Annotated in this window: 18 protein-coding genes and 1 pseudogene; 9 read left to right on the top strand and 10 right to left on the bottom strand. The window is 70.6% G+C overall.

The genetic code is table 11. The features are described from left to right. Positions 1-34: 34 nt before the first annotated feature. From ADK67_RS39430 to ADK67_RS39440, 3 genes are all read left to right on the top strand, one after another. Entirely contained in the window at positions 35-304 is a 270-nt protein-coding gene (locus ADK67_RS39430; RefSeq protein WP_053721687.1) for a hypothetical protein, read from the top strand. Between the two features lie 67 nt (positions 305-371). Continuing rightward, entirely contained in the window at positions 372-2,855 is a 2,484-nt protein-coding gene (locus tag ADK67_RS39435) for a DEAD/DEAH box helicase (RefSeq protein WP_053721688.1), read from the top strand. 73 nt (positions 2,856-2,928) lie between these two features. Beyond that, positions 2,929-5,877 (top strand): AfsR/SARP family transcriptional regulator, encoded by a 2,949-nt coding sequence (locus ADK67_RS39440; protein ID WP_053721689.1) that lies wholly within the window; start codon positions 2,929-2,931, stop codon positions 5,875-5,877. 15 nt (positions 5,878-5,892) lie between these two features. Here the strand turns inward: ADK67_RS39440 and ADK67_RS39445 are convergent, their stop codons facing one another. From ADK67_RS39445 to ADK67_RS39470, 6 genes are all read right to left on the bottom strand, one after another. After that, complete coding sequence (locus ADK67_RS39445) at positions 5,893-6,504, bottom strand: hypothetical protein (RefSeq protein WP_053721753.1); 612 nt, start codon at positions 6,502-6,504, stop codon at positions 5,893-5,895. 30 nt (positions 6,505-6,534) lie between these two features. Next, a complete protein-coding gene (locus ADK67_RS53020; RefSeq protein WP_331459374.1) occupies positions 6,535-7,101 on the bottom strand; it encodes a very short patch repair endonuclease in 567 nt (188 codons plus the stop codon). Positions 7,102-7,304: 203 nt separating this feature from the next. After that, complete coding sequence (locus ADK67_RS39455) at positions 7,305-8,585, bottom strand: DNA cytosine methyltransferase (protein ID WP_269436137.1); 1,281 nt, start codon at positions 8,583-8,585, stop codon at positions 7,305-7,307. A gap of 145 nt (positions 8,586-8,730) precedes the next feature. Then, a complete protein-coding gene (locus ADK67_RS39460; protein WP_053721690.1) occupies positions 8,731-11,595 on the bottom strand; it encodes a Z1 domain-containing protein in 2,865 nt (954 codons plus the stop codon). Further along, positions 11,595-12,542 carry a PD-(D/E)XK motif protein gene (locus tag ADK67_RS39465; RefSeq protein ID WP_157621379.1) on the bottom strand — a complete coding sequence of 316 codons (948 nt, stop codon included), beginning with the start codon at positions 12,540-12,542 and terminating at the stop codon, positions 11,595-11,597. Before ADK67_RS39465 ends, ADK67_RS39460 begins: the two co-directional genes overlap by 1 nt. 38 nt (positions 12,543-12,580) lie before the next feature. Then, complete coding sequence (locus ADK67_RS39470; RefSeq protein ID WP_053721692.1) at positions 12,581-14,083, bottom strand: ATP-binding protein; 1,503 nt, start codon at positions 14,081-14,083, stop codon at positions 12,581-12,583. A 480-nt stretch (positions 14,084-14,563) separates the two neighbouring features. On the opposite strand from ADK67_RS39470, the gene ADK67_RS39475 reads away from it, so the two are divergent. Genes ADK67_RS39475 through ADK67_RS39495 form a run of 5 tightly spaced genes read left to right on the top strand, consistent with a single transcriptional unit; the run spans position 14,564 to position 19,018 of the window. Then, positions 14,564-14,872, top strand: coding sequence for a hypothetical protein (locus ADK67_RS39475; protein WP_053721693.1), 309 nt, complete (start codon positions 14,564-14,566; stop codon positions 14,870-14,872). A gap of 36 nt (positions 14,873-14,908) precedes the next feature. Further along, positions 14,909-15,748, top strand: a complete 840-nt coding sequence (locus tag ADK67_RS39480; protein WP_197289826.1) for a LytR/AlgR family response regulator transcription factor — start codon at positions 14,909-14,911, stop codon at positions 15,746-15,748. Then, positions 15,745-16,131, top strand: a complete 387-nt coding sequence (locus tag ADK67_RS39485) for a DUF485 domain-containing protein (protein WP_053721694.1) — start codon at positions 15,745-15,747, stop codon at positions 16,129-16,131. Before ADK67_RS39480 ends, ADK67_RS39485 begins: the two co-directional genes overlap by 4 nt. Next, positions 16,128-17,849: a sodium/solute symporter gene (locus tag ADK67_RS39490; RefSeq protein ID WP_053721695.1), complete on the top strand. Its 1,722-nt coding sequence runs from the start codon at positions 16,128-16,130 to the stop codon at positions 17,847-17,849. The genes ADK67_RS39485 and ADK67_RS39490 overlap by 4 nt, the downstream gene beginning before the upstream one ends. After that, complete coding sequence (locus ADK67_RS39495) at positions 17,846-19,018, top strand: GAF domain-containing sensor histidine kinase (RefSeq protein ID WP_197289827.1); 1,173 nt, start codon at positions 17,846-17,848, stop codon at positions 19,016-19,018. Before ADK67_RS39490 ends, ADK67_RS39495 begins: the two co-directional genes overlap by 4 nt. A 42-nt stretch (positions 19,019-19,060) precedes the next feature. Here the strand turns inward: ADK67_RS39495 and ADK67_RS39500 are convergent, their stop codons facing one another. Then, positions 19,061-19,903, bottom strand: a complete 843-nt coding sequence (locus ADK67_RS39500) for an SDR family oxidoreductase (protein ID WP_053721758.1) — start codon at positions 19,901-19,903, stop codon at positions 19,061-19,063. Between the two features lie 87 nt (positions 19,904-19,990). Between ADK67_RS39500 and ADK67_RS39505 the strand changes: the two genes are divergently transcribed. Beyond that, positions 19,991-20,386 (top strand): winged helix-turn-helix transcriptional regulator, encoded by a 396-nt coding sequence (locus ADK67_RS39505; RefSeq protein WP_053721696.1) that lies wholly within the window; start codon positions 19,991-19,993, stop codon positions 20,384-20,386. On the opposite strand, the gene ADK67_RS39510 is transcribed toward ADK67_RS39505, so the two are convergent. The 3 genes and pseudogenes from ADK67_RS39510 to ADK67_RS54205 form a co-directional block, all read right to left on the bottom strand. Then, positions 20,383-21,168, bottom strand: coding sequence for an alpha/beta fold hydrolase (locus tag ADK67_RS39510; protein ID WP_197289829.1), 786 nt, complete (start codon positions 21,166-21,168; stop codon positions 20,383-20,385). The two genes, ADK67_RS39505 and ADK67_RS39510, sit on opposite strands and share 4 nt — an antisense overlap. A 63-nt stretch (positions 21,169-21,231) precedes the next feature. Beyond that, on the bottom strand, positions 21,232-21,483 hold the full coding sequence (locus ADK67_RS39515) for a hypothetical protein (protein ID WP_053721697.1): 252 nt from the start codon (positions 21,481-21,483) through the stop codon (positions 21,232-21,234). Positions 21,484-21,587: 104 nt separating this feature from the next. Continuing rightward, positions 21,588-21,926 (bottom strand): annotated as a pseudogene (locus ADK67_RS54205) (transposase); the annotation flags it as partial. Between the last annotated feature and the right edge of the window lie 118 nt (positions 21,927-22,044).

The following is a 22,044-nucleotide window of genomic DNA, read 5'->3' on the forward strand; positions in this document are numbered from 1 at the left end:
GAGGGGTCCGAACACCGTCACGGAGGGCAGAACCATGTCCCGGATCACCCGACTCCTCCCCGCCGCCGCCTTGACGTTCGCCACCGTCGCGCTGCCCGTCGCCACCGCCGGCCCGGCGTCGGCGACGATCGCCGCCTGCGTGGACCACCTCGCGTCGCACGGGTACCAGGTCACCTACGAGCACGAAGAGGCGTGCTGGCGGGGCTCGATGGGCGAGCTCACCGGCTGCATCGAAGACCTCGAGGGCCTCGACGTGTGGCGCTACATCGCGCACGAGGCCTGTCTCCTCGCCGGCCGGGAGTAAGCGGCACTGACCAGCGGCGATCACGCGAACGTGACGCGCCGGCCGGTGGCACTATGCTCTGCCTGCGATGACTCTCACCGACCGCCTGCCGGCCACCCCCGACCCCGACGTCCTCTACGACACCTTCGCCGAGTGGGCGAGCGGGCGTGGGCTGTCGCTGTACCCGGCGCAGCAGGAGGCGTTGATCGAGATCGTCTCCGGCTCGAACGTCATCCTCAGCACGCCGACCGGCTCCGGCAAGTCGCTGGTCGCCATCGGCGCGCACTTCGCCGCGATGGCGGAGGGCAAGCGGACGTTCTACACCGCGCCCATCAAGGCCCTGGTGTCCGAGAAGTTCTTCGCCCTGATCGAGACGTTCGGCGCGGAGAACGTCGGCATGATGACCGGCGACGCGAGCGTCAACGAGACCGCGCCGATCATCTGCTGCACCGCCGAGATCCTGGCCAACATCGCCCTGCGCGACGGCACGCGGGCCGATGTCGGCCAGGTCGTCATGGACGAGTTCCACTTCTACTCCGAGCCCGACCGCGGCTGGGCGTGGCAGGTGCCGCTGATCGAGCTGCCGCAGGCGCAGTTCCTGCTCATGTCCGCCACCCTGGGCGACGTCACGTTCTTCGAGAAGGACCTGACCCGCCGCACCGGCCACCCGACGACCGTGGTCCGCTCCGCCGAACGCCCGGTGCCGCTGAACTTCCAGTACGTCACCACCCCGCTGCACGAGACGATCGAAGAGCTCCTGCACGGCCGCGAGGCCCCGGTCTACGTGGTGCACTTCACCCAGGCCTCGGCCCTGGAACGCGCGCAGTCGCTGATGAGCGTGAACGTCGCCACCCGCGCCGAGAAGGACGCCATCGCGGCCATGATCGGCCGGTTCCGGTTCACCTCCGGGTTCGGCAAGACGCTGTCCCGCCTGGTCCGGCACGGCATCGGCGTGCACCACGCGGGCATGCTGCCGAAGTACCGGCGGCTGGTGGAGCAGTTGGCGCAGGCCGGCCTGCTGAAGGTCATCTGCGGCACGGACACCCTCGGCGTCGGCATCAACGTGCCCATCCGCACGGTCGTCTTCACCGCCCTGTCGAAGTACGACGGCCAGCGCACCCGCCACCTCAAGGCGCGCGAGTTCCACCAGATCGCGGGCCGGGCGGGCCGCGCGGGCTACGACACCGTCGGCACGGTCGTGGTGCAGGCGCCCGACCACGTGGTGGAGAACGAGAAGGCGCTGGCCAAGGCGGGCGACGACCCGAAGAAGCGGCGCAAGGTGGTGCGCAAGAAGGCGCCCGAGGGCTTCGTGTCGTGGAGCGACCAGACCTTCGAACGGCTCAAGAACGCCGAGCCCGAGCCGCTGACGTCGAGCTTCCAGGTCAGCCACGCCATGCTGCTCAACGTGATCGGCAGGCCGGGCGACGCGTTCGGCGCGATGCGCCACCTGCTGGAGGACAACCACGAGGACCGGCCCGCGCAGCGCAGGCACATCCTGCGGGCCATCCAGATGTACCGGGGCCTGCTGGCGGCGGGCGTGGTGGAGCGGCAGGGCGGCGAGATCCGGCTCACCGTGGACCTGCAGGTGAACTTCGCGCTCAACCAGCCGCTGTCGCCGTTCGCGCTGGCCGCGATCGAGCTGCTGGACCGCGAGTCGCCGTCGTACGCGCTCGACGTGCTGTCGGTGGTCGAGTCCACTCTGGACGACCCGCGCCAAGTGCTGTCCGCGCAGGAGCACAAGGCGCGCGGCGAGGCCATCGGCGCGATGAAGTCCGAGGGCATCGAGTACGACCAGCGGATGGAGCTGCTCGACGAGGTGACGTACCCGAAGCCGCTCGCCGAGCTGCTGGAGGCCGCGTTCACCACGTACCGGCGCGGGCACCCGTGGGTCGCCGACCACCACCTGTCGCCGAAGTCCGTGGTGCGGGACATGTTCGAGCGGGCGATGACGTTCACCGAGTACGTCTCCCATTACCAGTTGGCGCGCTCCGAGGGCCTGGTGCTGCGGTACCTGGCCGACGCGTACAAGGCGCTGCGGCAGACCGTGCCCGAGGACGCCAAGACCGAGGAGCTCAGCGACCTGCAGGAGTGGCTGGGCGAGCTGGTCCGCCAGGTCGACTCCAGCCTGCTGGACGAGTGGGAGAAGCTGCGCAACCCGGCCGAGGAGGCCGCCGAGACGTCGTTGAGCGACGCGCCGCCGGCCGTCACCGGCAACGTGCGGGCGTTCCGGGTGCTGGTGCGCAACGCGTTGTTCCGGCGGGTGGAGCTGGCCGCGCGGCGCAACTACTACGAGCTGGGCCGGCTGGACGGCGACGCGGGCTGGGCCGCCGAGGACTGGCAGGACGCGCTGGAGCCGTACTTCGAGGAGCACGACGAGATCGGCATGGGCCCGGACGCGCGCGGACCGGCGCTGCTGGTGATCACCGAGGAGCCGGGGCTGTGGCGGGTGCGGCAGATCCTGGACGACCCGGCCAAGGACCACGACTGGGGCTTCACCGCCGAGGTCGACCTGGCCGAGTCCGACGAGATCGGCACGGCCGCGCTGCGGATCACCGAAGTCGGCAGGCTGTAGCAGGGGCCATCCGGTGGTACTCCGGTGCGGGCCGGGGTACGAGCATGTCAACGTCGGGACAGAGCGGAGGCGGTTGACCCTGTCGCAGGACGAGTTCGGCGTGCTGGGGTCCCTCGTGGTACGCCGGAACGGCCGCTCGGTCCCCGTCACCGCCGCCAAGCACCGCATCGTCCTGGCCACCCTGCTGCTGGACGCGAACCGCTCGGTGCCCGCGAGCGACCTGATCCGCCGGGTGTGGGGCGAGACGCCGCCGGACCGCGCGGCGCAGACCCTGCCGGTGTACGTGATGCGGTTGCGGCGCGCGCTCGGCGAACCGCCGCTGATCCACACCACCCCGACCGGCTACCGGATCGACGTGCCGCCGGACGCGCTGGACCTGAACCGGTTCGAGGCGTCGGCCGAGCAGGGCGCGAAGCTGGCCGCCGCCGAGGACTTCACCGGCGCCGCCGAGTCCTACGAGCGGGCGCTGGAGTGCTGGCACGGGCCGCCGCTGGCCGACGTGCCGTCGGAGTCGCTGCACGAGACGGAGGTGCCGAACCTCGCCGAGCAGCGGCTGCGGGTGATCTCCGAGCTGGTGGACGTGAAGCTGCGGCTCGGCCGGTCCGACGAGGTGATCGCGGACCTGCGCCGGCTGACCGCGCAGCACCCGTTGCGAGAGCGGTTCTGGTCGCAGCTGATGGTGGCGCTGTACCGGGTGGACCGGCAGGCCGACGCGCTGGACGCCTACCGGCAGGCGTCCACGGCGTTGGCGCGCGAGCTGGGCGTCGACCCCAGCGACTCGCTGCGCGCCGTGCACCACTCGATCCTCACCGGCGACCCGGCGCTGCACCTGCCGGCCGCGAGCACGTGGGCGCCGGTGTCTCAGCTGCCCGCGCCGGTGGGCAACTTCGTCGGCCGCGGCGCGGAGCTGACCCGGGTGACGGGGTTGCTGACCCGCGGCACGGCGACCGTGGTCGTGTGCGGGCCGCCGGGCGTCGGCAAGACGGCGTTCGCCATCTCGGTGGGGCACGCGGTGCGCGACCGGTACCCCGACGGGCAGCTGTACGTGAACCTGCGCGGGCACTCCACCTCGCCGCCACTGCCGACGTCCGCCGTGCTGGCGCGGTTCCTGCGGGCGATGGGCGTGCGGGCCGACCACATCCCGGTGGACGAGGACGACCTCGTCGCCGGCTACCGGGCCCGGCTGCGCGGCCGACGGGTGCTGATCACGCTGGACAACGCCGCGTCGGTGGACCAGGTGCGGCCGCTGCTGCCCGCCGACCCCGGCTGCTCGGTGCTGATCACCAGCCGCAACGAGCTGCGGCTGCGCGGCACGTCCGTGCGGCTGGACGTGCTGCGGGGCGACGAGGCGTGGAAGCTGCTGGCCCGGTCGCTGGGGCCGGAGGCGGCGGCGACGCAGTTCGACGCGCTCGGCGAGCTGGCCAAGCTGTGCGGGTACCTGCCGCTGGCGCTGCGGATCGCGTTGGGGAACCTGGTCGGCTCGTCGCACGCGGACGTGGCGTCGTACGTGGAGGAGTTGCGCGGCGGCGACCGGTTGGCCGCGCTGGCGGTGGACAACGACGACACGGCGGCGGTGCGGCGGGCGTTCGACCTGTCGTACGCGGCGTTGGCGCCGGGCGCGGCGCGGCTGTTCCGGCTGGCCGGTCTGCTGCCGGGGCCGGACTTCAGCGTGTTCGGCGCGGCGGCGCTGCTGGACGCGCCGGAGGACGTCGCCCGCGGGCTGCTGGAAGACCTGGCGTCGGCGCACCTCGTGCAGCGGGTCGGCGCGGACCGGTTCGCGCTGCACGACCTGCTGCACGACTACGCGGCGGACCGGGCCGAGGCGGCGGGCGAGGACCTGGCCGCAGCGCGGCAGCGGCTGTTCGACTGGTACCTGCGCACGGCGGCCGAGGTCGGGAACGTGCTGTACCCGGAGCTGGGCTCGTCCGGGCCGCCCCGGATGAGCCCGGACGACGCCAGGGCGTGGCTGGCCGCCGAACGGGCCAGCGTGCTGGCGGCGACCGAGCACTGCGCGGCGCACGGGCCGTTGCCGATGGCGTGGCAGCTGGTCAACTCGGTGAGCGGCTACCTCGGGTCGCACGGGCACCACGTGGAGTTCCTGAACGCGGTCGGCGCGGCGCTGGGCGCGGCGCGGGTGGCCGGTGACCACGACGCCGAGACGTTGATGACGGTGTGGCTGGCGACCGAGCACCGGAACCTGGGCAACCTGCGGGTCGCGCAGCGGTACCTGCGGGCCGTGCGGCCGTCCGCGCGGGCGGAGTGGCTGCACGTCGGGCTGGACGGGATCGTGCACCTGGAGCTCGGCGAGCTGCCCGCCGCGCTCGCGTCGTTCGAGCGGGTGGCGGAGCTGGGCGAGGTCGACGGCGCCCTGCCGCACGTGCGGATCTCGGCGCTGACCGGGCTCGGCGCGGTGTGGCTGATGCGCGGCGACCTGGCGACGGCCGAGTCGTTCCTGTCGGCGGGGCTGGAGCTGGCGCGGGCGGCCGACGGGGTGAACATCGAGGCGGCGTGCGCGGCGCTGCTCGGGCGGTGCAGCACGGCGTCCGGTGACTACGCGCGGGCGGCGGAGCTGCAGCGCTACGCGTTGGAGGCGTGGTACCGCAGCGGCGCGCGGCACCCGCGGGCGGAGTCGATGGCGCACCTGGCGGCGGCGCTGTGCCTGGGCGGGGAGCACGCGGAGGCGATGCGGACGGCGCAGCGGGCGTTGGCGCTGGTGCAGGAGCTGGGCGGGAGCCGGCGGATCGAGTCTGAGGTGCACAACGCGCTCGGTCTGGTCCTGCGCCACCTGGGCGAACCGGCCCGCGCCGTGGCCGCCCACCTGCGTGCGCTGGAACTGGCCACGTCGTCCGAGTACCGCTACGGCATCGCCCGCTCGCACGTCAACCTGGTCCACGCCCTGGCCGCCGACGGCCGCCTCGCCGAAGCCCTCCGCCACGCCCGCGTGGCCCACGACCTGGCCTCCCGCAGCGGCTTCGGCGAGTTCGAATCCCTGGCCGCCACCGCCCTGACCGACCTGACCTGAGCGACGTGAGGTCGGTCAGCCGCCGGCCGTCCGCGCGACAAGGTGCCTCTCTACATAGGCCAGGTCGAGGGAGCAATGGTGGGCGAGACGCTCATGCTTGCGCCGCAGCGGAGAGTCGATCTGCTGTCCCTCACGCAGGGTGACCACGATCATCGGCCTCGTTGTCATCTCCACGGCCGCGTTCACTGCCGCCCACAGCAGGTCGCGGAAGGTTCCGGGCTTACCCCAGCACACGTACCTCCGCGCGCTCCCAAGGTTCGCTTGGCAGTGCATGGGCTTCTCTCGGATCGAGTTCGGCACGATGTTCCAACCATCGCCCAAGGAGCGGCGTACGAGTTCCGCCGGGTCCGTGAGTCGCTTGGTCGTGTACTCGGCGAAGGGGCCTACGCCCTCGAGGGCACGGGCGTACTCCTTGAGCGGACCGTCCTTCAGCCAAACCCTGATGTGCTCGGCCGTGTACCAGTCCGCGAGTTCACCGCCAATGGCCGGATCCTCGATCCACCGGGCGTACTGCCGGGTCTTGTCGCGCGCTGACATCGCCTCCCAGTCGAGCGACTCGACCTGCAGGAACAACTCCCGTACCACCGCTTCGCGGACGGCCTTGGGAATCTCGAGATCCGCGGTCAACACTCCCCCTTCGCATCGACGTGCACGACGTCAACCCGCTCCGGCGGATCGAACGGCCCTGGCCACCCGCTCGACGACGGCCGCCGGGTCCTCGTGCTCCCATGCCCGGATCACTGTCCAACCGGCCTCCCCCAGCAACCGGTTGGTCGTCTCGTCGCGCTGCTTGTTGCCTTCGATCTTTTGCCGCCAGAACTCCGAGTTGGTCGAGGCCGGCCGGTAGTGCTCCGGGCAACCATGCCAGTAGCAGCCGTCGACGAACACCGCGACCTTGACGCGCGGGAACACCACGTCGGCGGTCCGGCGGACCTCGACCATGGGACGTGTGGAGACCCTGTACCTCAGACCGCGTGCGTGCAGCATCGACCGCAACCGCATTTCCGGAGCCGTGTCCCGCCCCCGGTTGCCCCGCATCGACGCGCGCACCTCGGGCGAGGAGGCCCAGGAGCCCTCAGGTCGCGCCGCGTCCCGCACGAGCCCTTCGGCCCGGGCGTGTTCCCATCCGACGGCGAGGTTCCTGATCCGGGATGGCTGGTCTACGGCGCGGAGGTGCCTGGTGCGCACCTGACCGCGGTCGGTCCACCGCAGGTAGGCGTGCACGGCACCAGAGGCACGGCGCCTCAACTCGACGGTGCCCTGTGCCTCCCCACCCTCGACGGGGACGATTCGGCGGTGACGGCCGCCGGCGGCGCGGTCCTGCTCCGCGGACGCGGTCGCACGGCTCCGTCCCCTGGGTGCCTTCCAAGCCCGTTCCGGCAGGCGGCGATCATCGACGCGGGTCACCGCGGCACGTCCCCCACCGGTCACGACGCGTTCTCCACCTCGTCGAGGCTCCGGGCGACCGCCTTGGCGAACACCTCACCCAACCGGACCGGAACGGCATTGCCGAGTTGGCGCATCTTCTCGCCTCTCGGGCCACTGAGCTTCCAGTCGTCAGGGAAGGTCATGACCCGCGCGGTCTCCCTGACGGTCATGTAGCGGTGGCGGTAGACCCGCTTTCCAGGCGGCGCTTCCTCATCGACGAGGTCGTCGGTCAACAGCACGGACTCACCGCCTGGCACGCCGTGCACACCGGCCTTCACCGTCTTGGCCGGGCGGTCCAACTCGTTCGGGGTGTGTCCGGGGTAGATCCTCGCGTCCGGCCATCCGATGTGGTCGGTGATCGGTCCGTCGGGGAAGTACTCGCGGCGATCCAACCTGTCCCAAGCGATCGGCTGAAGCGATTCGTTGCCGTCCACGCCCATGACGGCGTCCCTGAGCGTGCGCCAGGGCAGCAGGCCGTCATTCCCCAATGGAACATCGGGATACCGATTCATGACGCGCTCGCGCACATGGTCAGGCACTTTCGGGTGCCGTGCCCAGTACTCACCGCTGTGCATGGAGTGGATCAGCGCGGCCTCTGAATGGGTCGGTCGCACGGCCTTCCTGAAGGCCGTCAGGTCGACCCCGAGGTCCGCTCGGAACGCGACGATGATGACCCGATTCCTGATCTGGGGTACGCCGTAGTCCGCCGCGTTCACCTGGGTCATAACGACCTCGTAGCGCATCTGCGGGTCGACAGACTCCACGTCGGTGTCCTTCAGCACGGTGTCGTGCTCAAGCCACGTCGACGCCGGGTCGCGTTCTTTGAAAGGAAGGGACAGTTCGCGCAGGATGTAGTCGAAGTACGGTCTGAACGAGGGACGGAGCAGTCCCCGGACATTCTCGCAGATCACGGCCTTGGGCTGGATCTCACGCACGGCACGGAACACCTGCGGGAACATGTTGCGCCTGTCCTCGTCCCCTTTCGCGACACCGCCAAGGCTGAAAGGCTGGCACGGTGGTCCGCCGGCCAGGACGTCGACCTTTCCGTGCAGGTAGCCCATCTTCAACTCCTGCACGTCCCCGGGCACGACCAACCAGGGATCCTCGGGGCCGGGGATCCGCTCCTCCTCGCCCCGCAACTCCATGTTGTTGGCCAACAGGGTGTCACACGCGTGCTTGGCGAACTCGTTGAGCAGGAGGGGCCTGAACCCGGCGTTGTGCACGGCCATCGCGAGTCCGCCGCCTCCGGCGAACAACTCGACCGATGTCCGGTCCTGCACAGGCTTCCTCGGGCGTCGCGGCACGGCGGGCAGCCTAGCGCAGCCCAGGCCACCGACCTGCGAAATGGTCTCAAAGACACCAAGAGTCACGGGGCCTTCGCCCCGCTTCGCAAGGTCACGACGGTGGCCTGCCCGGCATCCGACTCTAGCTCTCGTCCAGAACGGAGTACGGCGGACGGCCGGAATCCTGCGTCCTGTAGGCGAGCGGCCTCCTGTCCGACGGCGCGGCATCACCCGGCAGTTCCAGTCGGATCGCCATCACGACCTCCCGAGGATGATGGTCGATCGTCCCGGCAACGTAGTCCTGTTCCTTGCTGACGACCGGGTACAGGAGCATCACACCGCTGGACGGGTTCTCCGCTTTCAGCGATTCCACCGCGGCGCGGTCGGCGCTCGATGAGTTGCCACGCAAACGCCTCGTTCCCCCCGTGGTGTCCAACGCGCGACCGTGCAGGCTCAATGGGCCGATACCCCGGAGGATTCCCCGACGACCACCCTTCTGCTGCGGCATGACGACCTTCCAGTCACGGATCCGGCCCTCGTCGAGGCCGACGAGCCATGCCAGGTCGGGTTTGAAGGTGTCCTCATGCGCCCATTGCAGCTTGCTGAGCACGCCGATCATCTCGTCGTGCGTGACCGTGCCCACAAAAGCCTGGATCGTGCCCTTCAGAGGGACCAGTTCGCCTTCGTCCACGGCGGCCGCCAGCAGTGGTTCGCAGGCCCGGATGTTGCTCTCGAGAACGTCCGTCCTGCTCAGTTCCGGGTAACCGGAACTGGGTTCCTTGGTAAGGGTGCGGCGCTCCACCAGGACCGCGTTGTACATCTTCGCCGCCGCCGTCGGACGCAGCATCCTGCTCGTCACCAGGGGAGGAACCTGCGAAGGCGTCACAGCAGGGCGGCCGTCGACCATTTTGGCGTACTGGCGCAGCTCGGCGCGGAACTCCTCCTCGTCGCGGCAGATCGACTCGAACGCGTCCCTGAGCCCTGGGGTGACGTAGAGGCGGACGAGGTCGCGGTACCCGGCTCGAAAGCCGAACCAACGGCCCATCTGCATCAGCGCGTCGGCGTCCTTCACGTCGCGCCGGTAGTAGGACACGGTGAGGCCCTCGACGGTGAAGCCGCGCGCGAGCTTGTTGCCGCCGACGAGGATGCGCCAGACGTCGTGCTGCCCGAAGTCGAGGTCGTCCTGTTCGATGTCCTTGTCGCTGTTGACCACGAGGACCGGGTTGCCCTTGGGGCTGATGCGCCGGACCGCTTCGCCGAGGTGGCGTGCCAAGTCCTCGAACGAGCCAGGTGTGGGCAACTCCGGCTCGAGCGCACGCGACACGGGCAGCAGGTCCCGTTCGTACAGCTCCCGCAACCGCGGGTGGCTGCTCGGGCTGTAGTAGGCGGCCTCCGCCCATGTCCGCCTGATGACCCCGGCGGTGTCGCGGTGCACGGCCGTTCTCATGGCCTCGTGGACCAGCATCGTGTGGTGCTTGTAGGAGCCGGCGCCCCGGTCCTTCCGGAACAGCTTGACCGCGGCCGCCAAGACGAAGAAGTCCATGGCCTCTTGGAGGGCGGTCGGCTTGTCACTGGCGTCAAGCGGCCGGATGTGGGCTTTCTCCTTCGAGTTGGCGTAAGTCCGTTCTTCGGGGAGGACCGCGAGGTCGAGGTCGTGGAACTCCGCCGCGCCCATGTACGCGGGCGGCCGTTCCAGAGAGATGAGGAAGTCCTTGGGGAAGATGTCCTGCGCGTCGCCCGGGTCCACGAAGACGTTCGCGAACGGCGTGGCCGTGTAGCCGACGTACTGGCCGCGCGGCAGCATCCCCAGCAACTTGGAGATGAGCCGGTTGATGCTGGTGCGCTCGGTCTTGCCGTCCGCCCAGCGCTTCGGGTTGCTCGTGTTGATCGATGCCTGGTCGGACTCGTCGTCGATAATCAGGGTGGGGATGTCCTGCAACTTCGCGGTGATGGCGCCGAGGTCCTTGGCGAGCTTCTCCAGGACACCACCGTTCTTCTTGACGATCACCAGGCGGGCGTCGGCGCGGAACAGGTTGTCCGGGTGGTTCAGCGGCTTGGCGCGGTCGAACCGCTCGAAGTCGAGCGCCTTGATCCCCTGCTTGAGGCTGCGGTAGTCGAACCGGTACGTCGTCATGCGGTGGATGTCAGGCCGGCCGATGTCGGCGGGCTGCGCGCCGTGGCTGACGAACCGACCGTCCACCCAGTCCTGGTCGGCCTGGTAGTCGACGTCCGAGAGGGCTTCGGGGTTGTTGATGTCGATACCCCGCAAGATGTTCTCGCGACCGGCGAGTTCCATGTCGATTCGGCGCTGGGTCTGCTCCCTCAGGAGGTTGGTGGTACCCGTGAGCACGATGACCAACCGGTAGCCGGCGTCGATCGCCTTGGAGATGACGCCGGTGAAGTTCGCGGTCTTGCCGCTCTGCACGTAACCGACGACCAGCCCTTTCGCCTGATACGGCTCCTTCCTGGTGGGGTCGCTCAGGCGTTCGACGACGTGGGTCGTGGCGGTGTCGAGCTTGGTCACCGCCTCGGGTGACCAGCCTCGGCGCTCGGTCAGGTAGTCCGCGTAGTGCGTCCAGTAGAAATCCCGCTTCTGCCGGACCTGAGTCGTGTACCAGGGCTCCCAGTCGTCGGCGATGACGACGGTGCCGTCCGGATCGGCGATCGGGAACAGGTCGTCGAACAGGTTCGCGGTGGCCTCGTCCACCTTCAGCCGCCGGGTGATCACCTCTCTGCGAGCGCGGGTGTGGGGTTCGGTGTTCTCGGCCCAGCGCACGTCCTCGGGACGAGCACCGTCCCAGGAAGCCACCCTGAGGTGGAGGGCCATGCGCAGCTCGTCGTCCGGACCCGCGATCGCCAGGTAGTCGCGCAAGGCCGCGTCGGACGTGTCGATGAAGCCGTCGAGCTCCTCGGCCGCGCTCCCGGCCTTGTCGTGCAGGTTGCCGGGTCCGAGTCGCCTCATGGCGTCGAGCGCGCTGATGTAGGCGTCGGCGAGTGGCTCCGTCATCACTGTCCTTCGAAGGCCAGGGCCGGGCGCAACGCGTCGACCGGCACGTCATGGGCATACCCCGTGAGGTCGACCCGGTACTTGATCTCCGGCACGTGCACGAGGCCGGCGGTGCCCGCGGCGAAACCGTCGCGAGTCAGCCGCGGGAAACCGCCGTGCACCTCGTAAGCGAGCGATGGTGTCCGCTTGGTCCATCTCGTGTCACAGGTGGGTGCGAGGCGGTCGGTCCACCCGACTGCGACGAGCCGTGCCTCGAACTCGTCACCGGCCGCTCCGGCGCCGACCGCCCGACGGACCGCGTCGATCAGTTCAGGCAGGAGGGCCCCGGACCCGAGTCCAGCCTGAGTCAGCTGATGGGAGACCAACCAGAGCGGCCGGTCACCGGTAGGCAGCAACTGCGTCCACGACTCGATCCAGTGTGCCCTCTTCTCACCACTGGTCGTCTTGACCTCGACATCGAGAGTCGCCAAGCCGAAGTCGTGCTCCTCGGAGGCGCTGCCCCGCCACGCTCGCACGGCGTCGTCCGCTCCCAGCGAACCGATCATGCCACCGAGCACGAGGAGTTCGCCGAAAAGGCCGATCTCCCTCTCCAACGAGAAGCGCTCGGTCCGTTGCAACAGCAGCGCGAGCTGTCGCAACGTGAGGCGTAAGGCGTCGGCGGGACGCATCCCGTCGAGTTGGATCCGGTCCGACATGGCACAAAGCAGCGGGTAGGCGTCGCGGTACAGCGCCGGATCGGTGACGACCACCTCCAGGCAGTGGTGGCCCCCGTTCCAGGCGCGACGTGCCACGAGGTGCCTCAGGTTGGTCTCGGGCGGCCTGTCCTCCGACGTGGTGTGCACCCGCAGCCCCAGTTCACGAGCACTTGGGTTGATGAACAGCACCGTATGCGGCTCGCCTGGGACGCGCATGGCGACGTGGACATCCTCGTCCAGGTACCTGCGCAACCCCGCCAGTGAGAGGTGGCGTTCGTCGTTCGGGGAGGTCACTGGCGCTCGGCCTTGACCGCGGTGGTGAGGAGTTCCTGCCAGAGGTCGATGTTGTCCTTGTCCCTCGCGCCGAGCCGGTCGCCTTGGAAGACGTTCTCCACCACCAGGTAGAGCAGCGTCTTGATCAGGGGCAGGTCGTTGAGCCCACCGTGCTTGCCTCCCAGGAGCACCTTGCGGTAGCGCTTGTTCAGCCACAGAGTGTTCGCCACCCGGTCGACCTCGAAGAACGACTCGTCGGTGAATTGGCGCCAGCGGATGTCGATCGCCTCGCCGCCGGCCAGCGCCGGGATCTCGTGCTCGATCGTGGCACGCACCCGAGGAGGCAGGCCGGCACCAGGCATGATCATCGCCTTGCGGTTCTTGTCCCGCTCCCGCGACTTCCGGTACACCTGCTCGGCGATGTCGAGGTAGCCGGTGAACGACATGCCGTCGTCCGACCGGGCTGCCTCGCAGATGCTCGCGAACTCTGGCCCCACCTGCACTCGCGACTTCTCCGGGTTCATCCGGAACAGGCCGACCATGTCGTCGTCGATATCGACCTCGACCCTGGCGAGTTGCAGCCTCGGGTGCGGCGCGTGGACGCTGTCCCAACCCCCGGCGTGCAACAGCCGGTCGTGGCGGTAGAAGTAGAGACCTTGCCGCTCGACGTGGCCGCCGGGGAGCTTGAAGGCCGGACTCGTGGAACGCCCGGGCCAGATGTGACAACGGAACGACACCTCGACGCCGTCGTTCGTCGCCTTGACCACCTTGGGGAAGTCGACGCGGCCGGGGCGGGTGTAACCGAAGGGGTTGAGCGGGGCGACGGGCACCCGGACGCCGCCGTACCCCAGCTCGGCGTCGCGGACCTCGAACTCGATGGTGACGCGCTCTTGCTCGAGGAACCTGTGGAAGACCAGGCCGAGGTGCTCACCGACCGCGGTGATCGTGTGCTCGATGAAGCGCTCGACGCGGGCGGGTTCGTCGCTGACGGGGAAGGCACTGACCTCGTCCCAGCGGATGACCGTGCCGCTGCCGGACGCGGGGATCCCCCAGTCGCCGTCGACCTCCTCGGCCGCGAACCGCTCGGCCACGATGTCGCAGTAGAAGCCCGTCACCGCCCCGTCCAGCCGCCACCGACGACCCACGGCAGGGTGTCCCACCGCACGCGACATGATCGAGAAAGCCCTGGCCTGGCTGAACGAGGCCGCCTTGAGCCCCAGGCCGAAGTGGCCGAGGTCGTCCGTGCCGTAGGACCGGCGTCCGCCCACGGTCATCGCCGCGTTGATCGCGTCCGGGACGATCCCGCGCCCGTTGTCGACCACGTACAGCGACCGGAGCTTGCCACCGGCTCGCACGATTCTGATCAGAACGTGCGAGGCGCCGGCGTCGATGGAATTGTCCACGAGGTCCGCGAGAGCGGTTTCAAGCCTGTGGTTACGCCCGATCGCGTCCAGGGCGCGAGGATCGGGCGGCAGTTCCACGGTGCCGTCCGTCGGAACGCCTTCAGTCCAACTACTCATGACACTGACCTCATGTTCTCGCCGCTCTCGACACGAGCGGCCTCCGCGGAGCCACGTTCACGACGCGGAGCACCGGCTTCGGCACAGGACACGCACCACCCTGCCGATGCATATAGCCAATCTCCATTGAGGTGTTACCAGGACACCAACGCCGCCCGAGGGGCGAACTCCGAGACCAGGACCATCTCTGATCCGAGCACTAAATTACACCCGAATGGACTACTGATCGCCTCCCTCTGCGGACCCAGTCGAACCGATTCGGGCATGCACGGAGAGTGACCGTCGATACCTGTATGAGGCAGCGTCGCCTGTCGGAAGAGGTTTCTCGTGGTCGCCCGACCGTGAGGAAAGGAGCCGGGTCCGGCCGAGGCAGTTCATCGGTGCACCTGTTGAGACCACACTCACGGGTCGTTGACCGCGTGGTCGGTGAACGAGAGCATCGGGTTTCGATACTTCGGCGGCGCACTCGTGGGGGATGTCATGGATTCCGATCCGCACGTCGGACTGGCGCGGATCGTGGACCCGGCGCCGCGCACTTCCGCCGAATTGGTCTGCGCCCTGACGGAGTTGGCGCGGCTGGCGAACGAGTGGTCCGACGTGGTGCGCGGTCTGCACGAGCCGACGCGGCGGCTGGTCGGCAGCGCGGCGGCGGCGTCGGTGTCGCTGGCCGCGCGCAGGGCCGAGGAGGCGTTCCTCGAGCTGGAGATGACGCTGGGTGACGCTCAGGCCGCGCGCCGGTCATTGCCCTTGGCCACCCCGAAGGGTGAGGATAGGCGTCCGGTGGTCTAATCGCCGACGCTGCCGACCACACCGCATTGGAACTCCATGACCTCAGGACTTCCCTGCCCTCTCTGCGAGGGCCCGGAGCGCCGTGGGGCGCTTGAACGAACACTGAGGGTGCTCGCCGTCGACGACGAGGCCCCCGCGCTGGAGGACCTCGTCTACCTGCTGCGTTCCGACCCGCGCGTCGCCCACGTCGAGGGCGTCACGGACGCGACCAAGGCGTTGCGGACGCTGCACCGGGCCATGGACGCGGGCCAGCCGGTCGACGCCGTGTTCCTCGACATCCGGATGCCCGGCCTGGACGGGCTGGACCTGGCCCGCGTGCTGTCCCGGTTCGCCCAACCGCCGCGCATCGTCTTCGTCACCGCGCACCAGGAACCGGCGGTCGAGGCATTCGAGCTGAAAGCGCTCGATTACCTGCTCAAGCCCGTCCGGGCGGAACGTCTGGCCGAGTCCGTGCACCGGATCGTGCACGAAGTGCTCGATTCCAAGACGCCCGAACCGGCCGCCGCCGCGCCGCCCGAGAAAACGCCCGACGTGGGCGACGAAGTCATTCCGGTCGAACTCGGCGGCATCACCAGGTTCATCCGATTGGCTGACATCCGGTACGTCGAAGCGCACGGCGATTACGCCCGCCTGCACACCGCGACCGGGAGCGGATTGGTCCGCGCCGCGCTCAACGGGCTGGAAGAGCGGTGGCGCTCGGCCGGTTTCGTGCGCATCCACCGCAGTCACCTCGTGTCACTCGGCCACATCGACGAGCTGCGGCTGGAGGACGGCCACCTGAGCGTCAACATCGGCGGCGCGGTGCTGCCGGTCAGCCGGCGGCACGCCCGGCACCTCCGGCAGCTGCTGGTGCGCCGCAACCGGCAGCCGACGTGACCTCGCCGCAGCGACCGCACACCCAGCGGGTCGTGGTGACGAGCCCGCGCACCCGCGCGCCGCGCGCACCCCGCCCGTACCCCGCGTCACGGGAGATCGACGAGCAGAGCGAGCTGGGCGCCGTCTACATGCGGTCGCTGATCCGCACCCAGCGGCGGCTCGGGCTGCTGCTGTGCGCGGTCGTGTGCGGGAGCGTCGCGGCCCTGCCCCTGGTGTTCACGTTCGCGCCCCAGGTCGGCGCGCAACGCCTGCTCGGCCTGCCGCTGCCGTGGCTGCTGCTGGGCTTCCTGGTGTTCCCGGTGTTCGTGCTGGCGGGCTGGTTCTACGTGCGCCAGGCCGAGCGCAGCGAGCGCGAGTTCGCCGAGCTGGTGGAACGTTCGTGAGCAGTGGGTACGGCATCGTCGCGGTGCTGGTCGTCGCGGTCGGCACGATGTTGGTCGGCACGTACGGGCTGCGGATCTCGCGCACCACGTCGGACTTCTTCGTCGCCTCGCGCACCGTCTCGCCGTGGTGGAACGCCTCCGCCATCGGCGGCGAGTACCTGTCCGCGGCGTCGTTCGTCGGCATCGCCGGGCTGATCTTCGCGCACGGGCCGGACATGCTGTGGTTCCCGGTCGGCTACACGGCGGGCTACCTGGTGCTGCTCGCGCTGGTCGCCGCTCCCCTGCGCCGCAGCGGCGCGTACACGCTGCCGGACTTCGCCGAGGCACGGTTCGCGTCACCGGCGGTGCGGGCGGTGGCGAGCGTGTTCGCGCTGGGCATCGGGTGGCTGTACCTGCTGCCGCAGTTGCAGGGCGCCGGGCTGACCCTGCACACGGTGACGGGCGCGCCGGACTGGGTGGGCGCGCTGGTGGTCGCGGTGGTGGTCACCACGAACGTGATCTCCGGCGGGATGCGCAGCATCACGTTCGTGCAGGCGTTCCAGTACTGGCTCAAGCTGACCGCGATCGCGGTGCCGGTGGTGTTCCTGGTGATGGCCTGGCACGCGCACGGCGCGCGTGACCTGACCGGGCCGCAGTTCCCCGAGTTCCCGAAGCAGACCACGGTCACGTTCGACTCCGACACGGCGTTCGACGCGTCCCGGACCACGCCCTTCAACGGCGCCGGCCGGGTGGACGGCGAGCGGGTCGACGGCGGCGGGCAGCTGACCGTGGGGCGGCACGAGGTCTCCGCCGGCACGCGGCTCACGTTCCCCGAGGGCGCGGCCGTGCCGCACGTGCGGTCGATCCCGTCGAACACGAACGACGTGTGGGCGCTGCCGATGCGCGGGGGCGAGCGCTTCCCGCTGTACGCGGTGTACTCGCTGATCATCGCCACGTTCCTGGGCACGATGGGCCTGCCGCACGTGATCGTGCGCTTCTACACCAACCCGAACGGCCGGGCGGCGCGGCGCACGACGTTGATCGTGCTGGGCCTGCTGGGCGTGTTCTACCTGATGCCGCCGATCTACGGCGCGCTCGGCCGGCTGTACACGCCCGAGCTGCTGATGACCGGCGACACGGACGCGGTGGTGCTGGTGCTGCCGAGCCGGATGATCGACGGGTTGGGCGGGCAGCTGCTGGGCGCGCTGGTGGCCGGTGGCGCGTTCGCCGCGTTCCTGTCCACGTCGTCCGGCCTGATGGTGTCGCTGGCGGGTGTGCTGAGCCGGGACGTGCTGCGGTTGCGCGGCGTGCGCGGGTTCCGGGTGTCGACGGTGCTGGCCGTGCTGGTGCCGTTGGGCATGACGTGGCTGGTGGGCAAGGTGCCGGTGGCGGACATGGTCGGCCTGGCGTTCGCGGTGGCGGCGTCGTCGCTGTGCCCGCTGCTCGTGCTGGGCATCTGGAGCACGCGCATCACCACGGTCGGCGCGGTCGCCGGGATGCTCGCGGGCGGCCTGCCCGCGCTGGTCGCCGGGCTGGTGACGATCAGCGCACGCGGCGGCGGCGCGTGGTACCACGTGTTCCTGGCCCGGCCCGCCGCGTGGACCGTGCCGTTGGGTTTCGTCGTGATGTACGTGGTGTCGCTGCTGACGCCGCGCAAGGTGCCTCCGGGGGTGAACCACGTCATGGTGCGCTTGCACGCGCCGGAGAACCTGGGTCTGCGCAGCCAGGACCGGTTGTGACCGCGTTGTGGACGGCGGGCGCGATACTGCTCGTCGGCGTCGCCGTGGTGATCACGCTGTGGTGGACGTCCCGCACCCGCAACGACTTCCTGACCCACGAGCAGCGGATCACGTTCGAGACGCTGCACACCGCGTGGTCCGCCGCTCCCCCGCTGCGCGCCGGGCTGGTGCCGGAGGCGGCGAAGAAGTCGGCCAAGCACCTGCGGACGCTGCTCGGCACGCCCGCGCTCGCGTTGACCGACGAGACCGAGGTCGTGGCGTGGGAGGGCGACGGCGAGCACCACGCGGCCGAGGCGATGGGCCTGGCCGCCGACGTGTTCGACACCGGCCGCACGCGGGCGTTCGACATCACGTGCTCCGCGCCCGACTGCCCCGTGCACACGGCCGTCCTCGCGCCGCTGACCGTGGAAGGACGGGTGGTCGGCGTGCTGGCGGCGTACAGCCGGGAGGCGTCGGCCGGGTTGGTGCGGGCGACGAACGAGGTGGCCCGGTGGGCGTCCGGTCAGCTGGAACTGGCCGAACTGGACCGGTCGCGGACCCGGTTGGTGGAGGCCGAGGTGCGGGCGTTGCGGGCGCAGATCTCGCCGCACTTCATCTACAACTCGTTGTCCGCCATCGCGTCGTACGTGCGCACGGACCCCGAGCGCGCTCGCACGCTGTTGCTGGACTTCGCCGACTTCACCCGCTACTCGTTCCGCCGGGCGGGTGACTTCACCACGTTGTCGGAGGAGCTGAAGTCGATCGACCAGTACCTGGCGCTGGAACGGGCCCGGTTCGGCGAGCGGCTCAAGGTGACGTTGCAGATCGCGCCGGAGGTCCTGCCGGTGACCGTGCCGTTCCTGTGCCTGCAACCGTTGGTGGAGAACGCGGTGCGGCACGGGATGGAGGGCAAGGTCGGGCCGGGGCACATCTCGATCCTGGCGGCGGACGCGGGCGCGGAGGCGCACATCACCATCGAAGACGACGGCATCGGCATGGACCCCGACGCGCTGCGCCGGACGTTGGCGGGCCAGGTCGGCGAGACGGCCGGGATAGGGCTGGGGAACATCGACGAGCGGCTCCGGCGCTGCTACGGCGACGACTACGGCCTGGTCGTGGAAACGGCGCAGGGGCTGGGCACGAAGATCAGCGTGAGGGTGCCGAAGTACCAGGCGGGCGTCCACGCGTAGCGGCACGGAAATGGGGTGGGCGGATGACCGGCTGAGCCGCGTTCACCGGAAGTCGTCCACGTGGTCGGCCACCCACTCGCGGAACGGGCGGGCGGGTGTGCCCGTCACCTCCTCGACCGTCGTCGTCGGCGGCAGCGGTCGGTGGACCAGCTCGGCTTGGCCGTCCAGCACCGAGTCCACCACGGACGCCGGCAGCCACGACAGCGACCGCTCCCGCTCCTCCTCGCGGGACAGCTCCTCCCACCGCAGCGGCCGACCGAGGGCCTCGCCGATGACGCCCACCTGCTCGACCCTGGTCAGCACCTCCGGGCCGGTCAGCTCGTAGGCCGCGCCGGCGTGGCCGGTCGTGGTCAACGCCCGCACGGCGACCGCCGCGATGTCGGCCTCGTGGATCAACGTCGACGCGGCCTGCCCGTACGCGCCGCGCACCACGTCACCGGCGCGGATCTCCGGGGCCCACGCGCGGGTGTTGGCGGCGAAGCCGTGCGGGCGCAGGAACGTCCACTCGGCGCCGGCCCGCGCGACCGCCCGTTCGACCTCGGCGTGGTACCGCCCGATCGGGTGAGGCTGCTCCTCCACCCCGTCCACCACCGCGCCGGAGGACAGCAGCACCACCCGTCGCGCGCCGATCACCTCGGCCACCGCGTCGGCCGCGTCCGCCGTGAACGCGGGCCACACCAGGAACACCCGGTCGACGCCGACCAGCGCCGCCGCCAACGTCGCCGGGTCGAAGTGGTGGCCGCGCACGACCTCGACCCCGTCCGGCAACCCCGCGTCCGCCCGCCTGCTCAACGCCCGCGGCGCGACACCCGCCGCCACCAGTTGCCGGACGACCTGCGCGCCCACGTTCCCCGTCGCGCCCGTCACCAGGACCTTGTTCCCCACCACCGGAATCCCTCCCTCTCGTCGGCGACGACCGTAGGCGCGCGGCGATCGATCCGGTAAGGACTGACCCGTGGGTAAGCTCCGGGTGTGGCGGTAGGACTCCAGGCAGGGCAGGGCCCGGACGAGGCGTCGGGTGACGGGTTTCACCCCGACTGCCCGGGGCACGTGCTGTTCCGCCACGCCACCAGCCGGTGGGGGATCGTGCTGATGACCGCGCTGCGCCCCGGACCCCAGCGCTTCCACCTGCTGCGGGACCGGGCCGTCGGGATCAGCGAGAAGGTGCTCTCGCAGAACCTGCGCGAACTCGTGCGCGACGGCTTGGTGACCCGCGAGGTGGAACCCACGACCCCGCCCCGGGTGACGTACGCGCTCACCTCGTTGGGCAGCCAGTTCACCGCCCGGCTCGGCGCGGTGCTGGAGTGGGTCGGCGACCACGTGCCCGACGTGCTGGACGCCCGCCGGCGGTACGACGAGGTCGGTTAGCGGGCGTCGGCCCGCTCCCACAGCGCGGCCAGCGCGGCGTTGACCGCGGCCTGCTGCTGGACGTGCGGGTAGAAGCCGGGCACGGTGAGCAGCTCCGCGCCGATCCGGCGGGCGATCACCTCGGCGGCGGCCCGCAGCGGAACGCCCGCGAGCCTGCGGTACTCCTCGGGCGCGCCCGACCAGTCGCCCCGGATCACGAGGGACGGCCACGGCGCGGCGGCCAGCGGCTCCAGCGGCACGTCGGCGTCCCAGCACGGGCGTTCGCCCATCGTCGTGCGCGCGGCGCGCAGCCGGGCAGGCGTCGGCTCGGGCGCGGGCATGCCGACCGCCTCGGTGGACAGCCTCAGGTAGTCCTCGGGTGTCAGGTCCGGTGGTGGGCCGGCCGTGGCGGCGCGGGCGCGGGCCAGGGCTTCGGCGACGGCCGGGTGGTCCTCCGCAGGACGCAGCGCACCCGGCTGGACCAGGCACAACGAGCGCACCAGGTCGGGCCTGGCCGCGGCGGCGAGCATCGCGGCGACCGCGCCGTAGGAGTGGCCGACCAGGTGGGCGCCACCGGACAGCAGGGCCACGACGTCCTCGGCGTCCACCTCGTAGTCGCTGCGGTGCGGCCCGTCGAGGTCGGGGCTCGCGCCGAAGCCGCGCCGGTCCACCAGGAGCAGTCGCCGGTGGGCGGCGAGGGGACGCTGGTGGCCGAAGCCGTAGTCGTCGTCCGAACCCCAGCTGAGCACACCGTGCAGGAACACCGCAGGTGGCACGTCCGCCGGGCCTTCGACAACGGTCACGTGGACTGGGGTCACCACCCCAGTCAACCGGACCTGGTCAAACCGGTCCAACGGTCACACCGGTCAGGCCGCGAGGACCGCCAGGCCCAGGGCCGCGGCGCCGGCGGCGGTGAGGCGGGCGGGCGCGTGGTCGCCCGGCGCCACCGGGGTCGTCGCCTCGATCAGCCCCGCGTGCACCAGGGCGCGTGCCGTGGTCGGGTCGCAGAACGGCAGACCGTCGACTCGCACGTCGGGCTCGGCGCTGCGGGTCAGGTCGACCCGGTTCGCGACCGTCGCCCTCAGCAGCGCGACCTCGCGTCTGGACAGCTCCTTCATGACACACACCTCCAATGGGACGAACGGCAGAGCGGACGTCCCGGTTCAACAGTTGTGGGACGTCCGCGTTGCCACCGTCGTTCCCCGTTCGGTCAACCCACGGCGCGCGCGCCGCGTCGTTCCGCCGCTTCCAGCACCAGGCGCAGCCACTCGCCGTCGGTCGCGCCGTCCATCGCCGCCCGCCGCAGCCGCAGCCACAGCCCCGCCTCGCTCCACTCCTGGAACCGGCGGTGCACGGTCGGCACGGTCACGCCGAACGTCGGCGGCAGGTGCCGCCACGCGCAACCGCTGGTCAGGACGAACACGATCGCGGTGAAGATGGCCCGGTCCGACACCCGGCCCCGGCCGCCGCCCTGGCGGCGCACCTTCGCGGGCGGCAGCAGCGGCTCGACCACGGCCCACAACGACGGCGGCACCAGGCGCACGGCCAGCTGCTCGATCACGTCGGCGTGCGGCGGTCGGGGTGGCGCCTCCGGCGCCCGGCGCACCCACGGCTCCTGCCGCTGGGCGTCGCCGCGCTGGCGGGCGCGCAGCAACATGGCCAGGGCGGCGTCGTCCGTG

This window comes from Saccharothrix sp. NRRL B-16348 (genome assembly GCF_001280085.1).
Classification (GTDB): domain Bacteria; phylum Actinomycetota; class Actinomycetes; order Mycobacteriales; family Pseudonocardiaceae; genus Actinosynnema.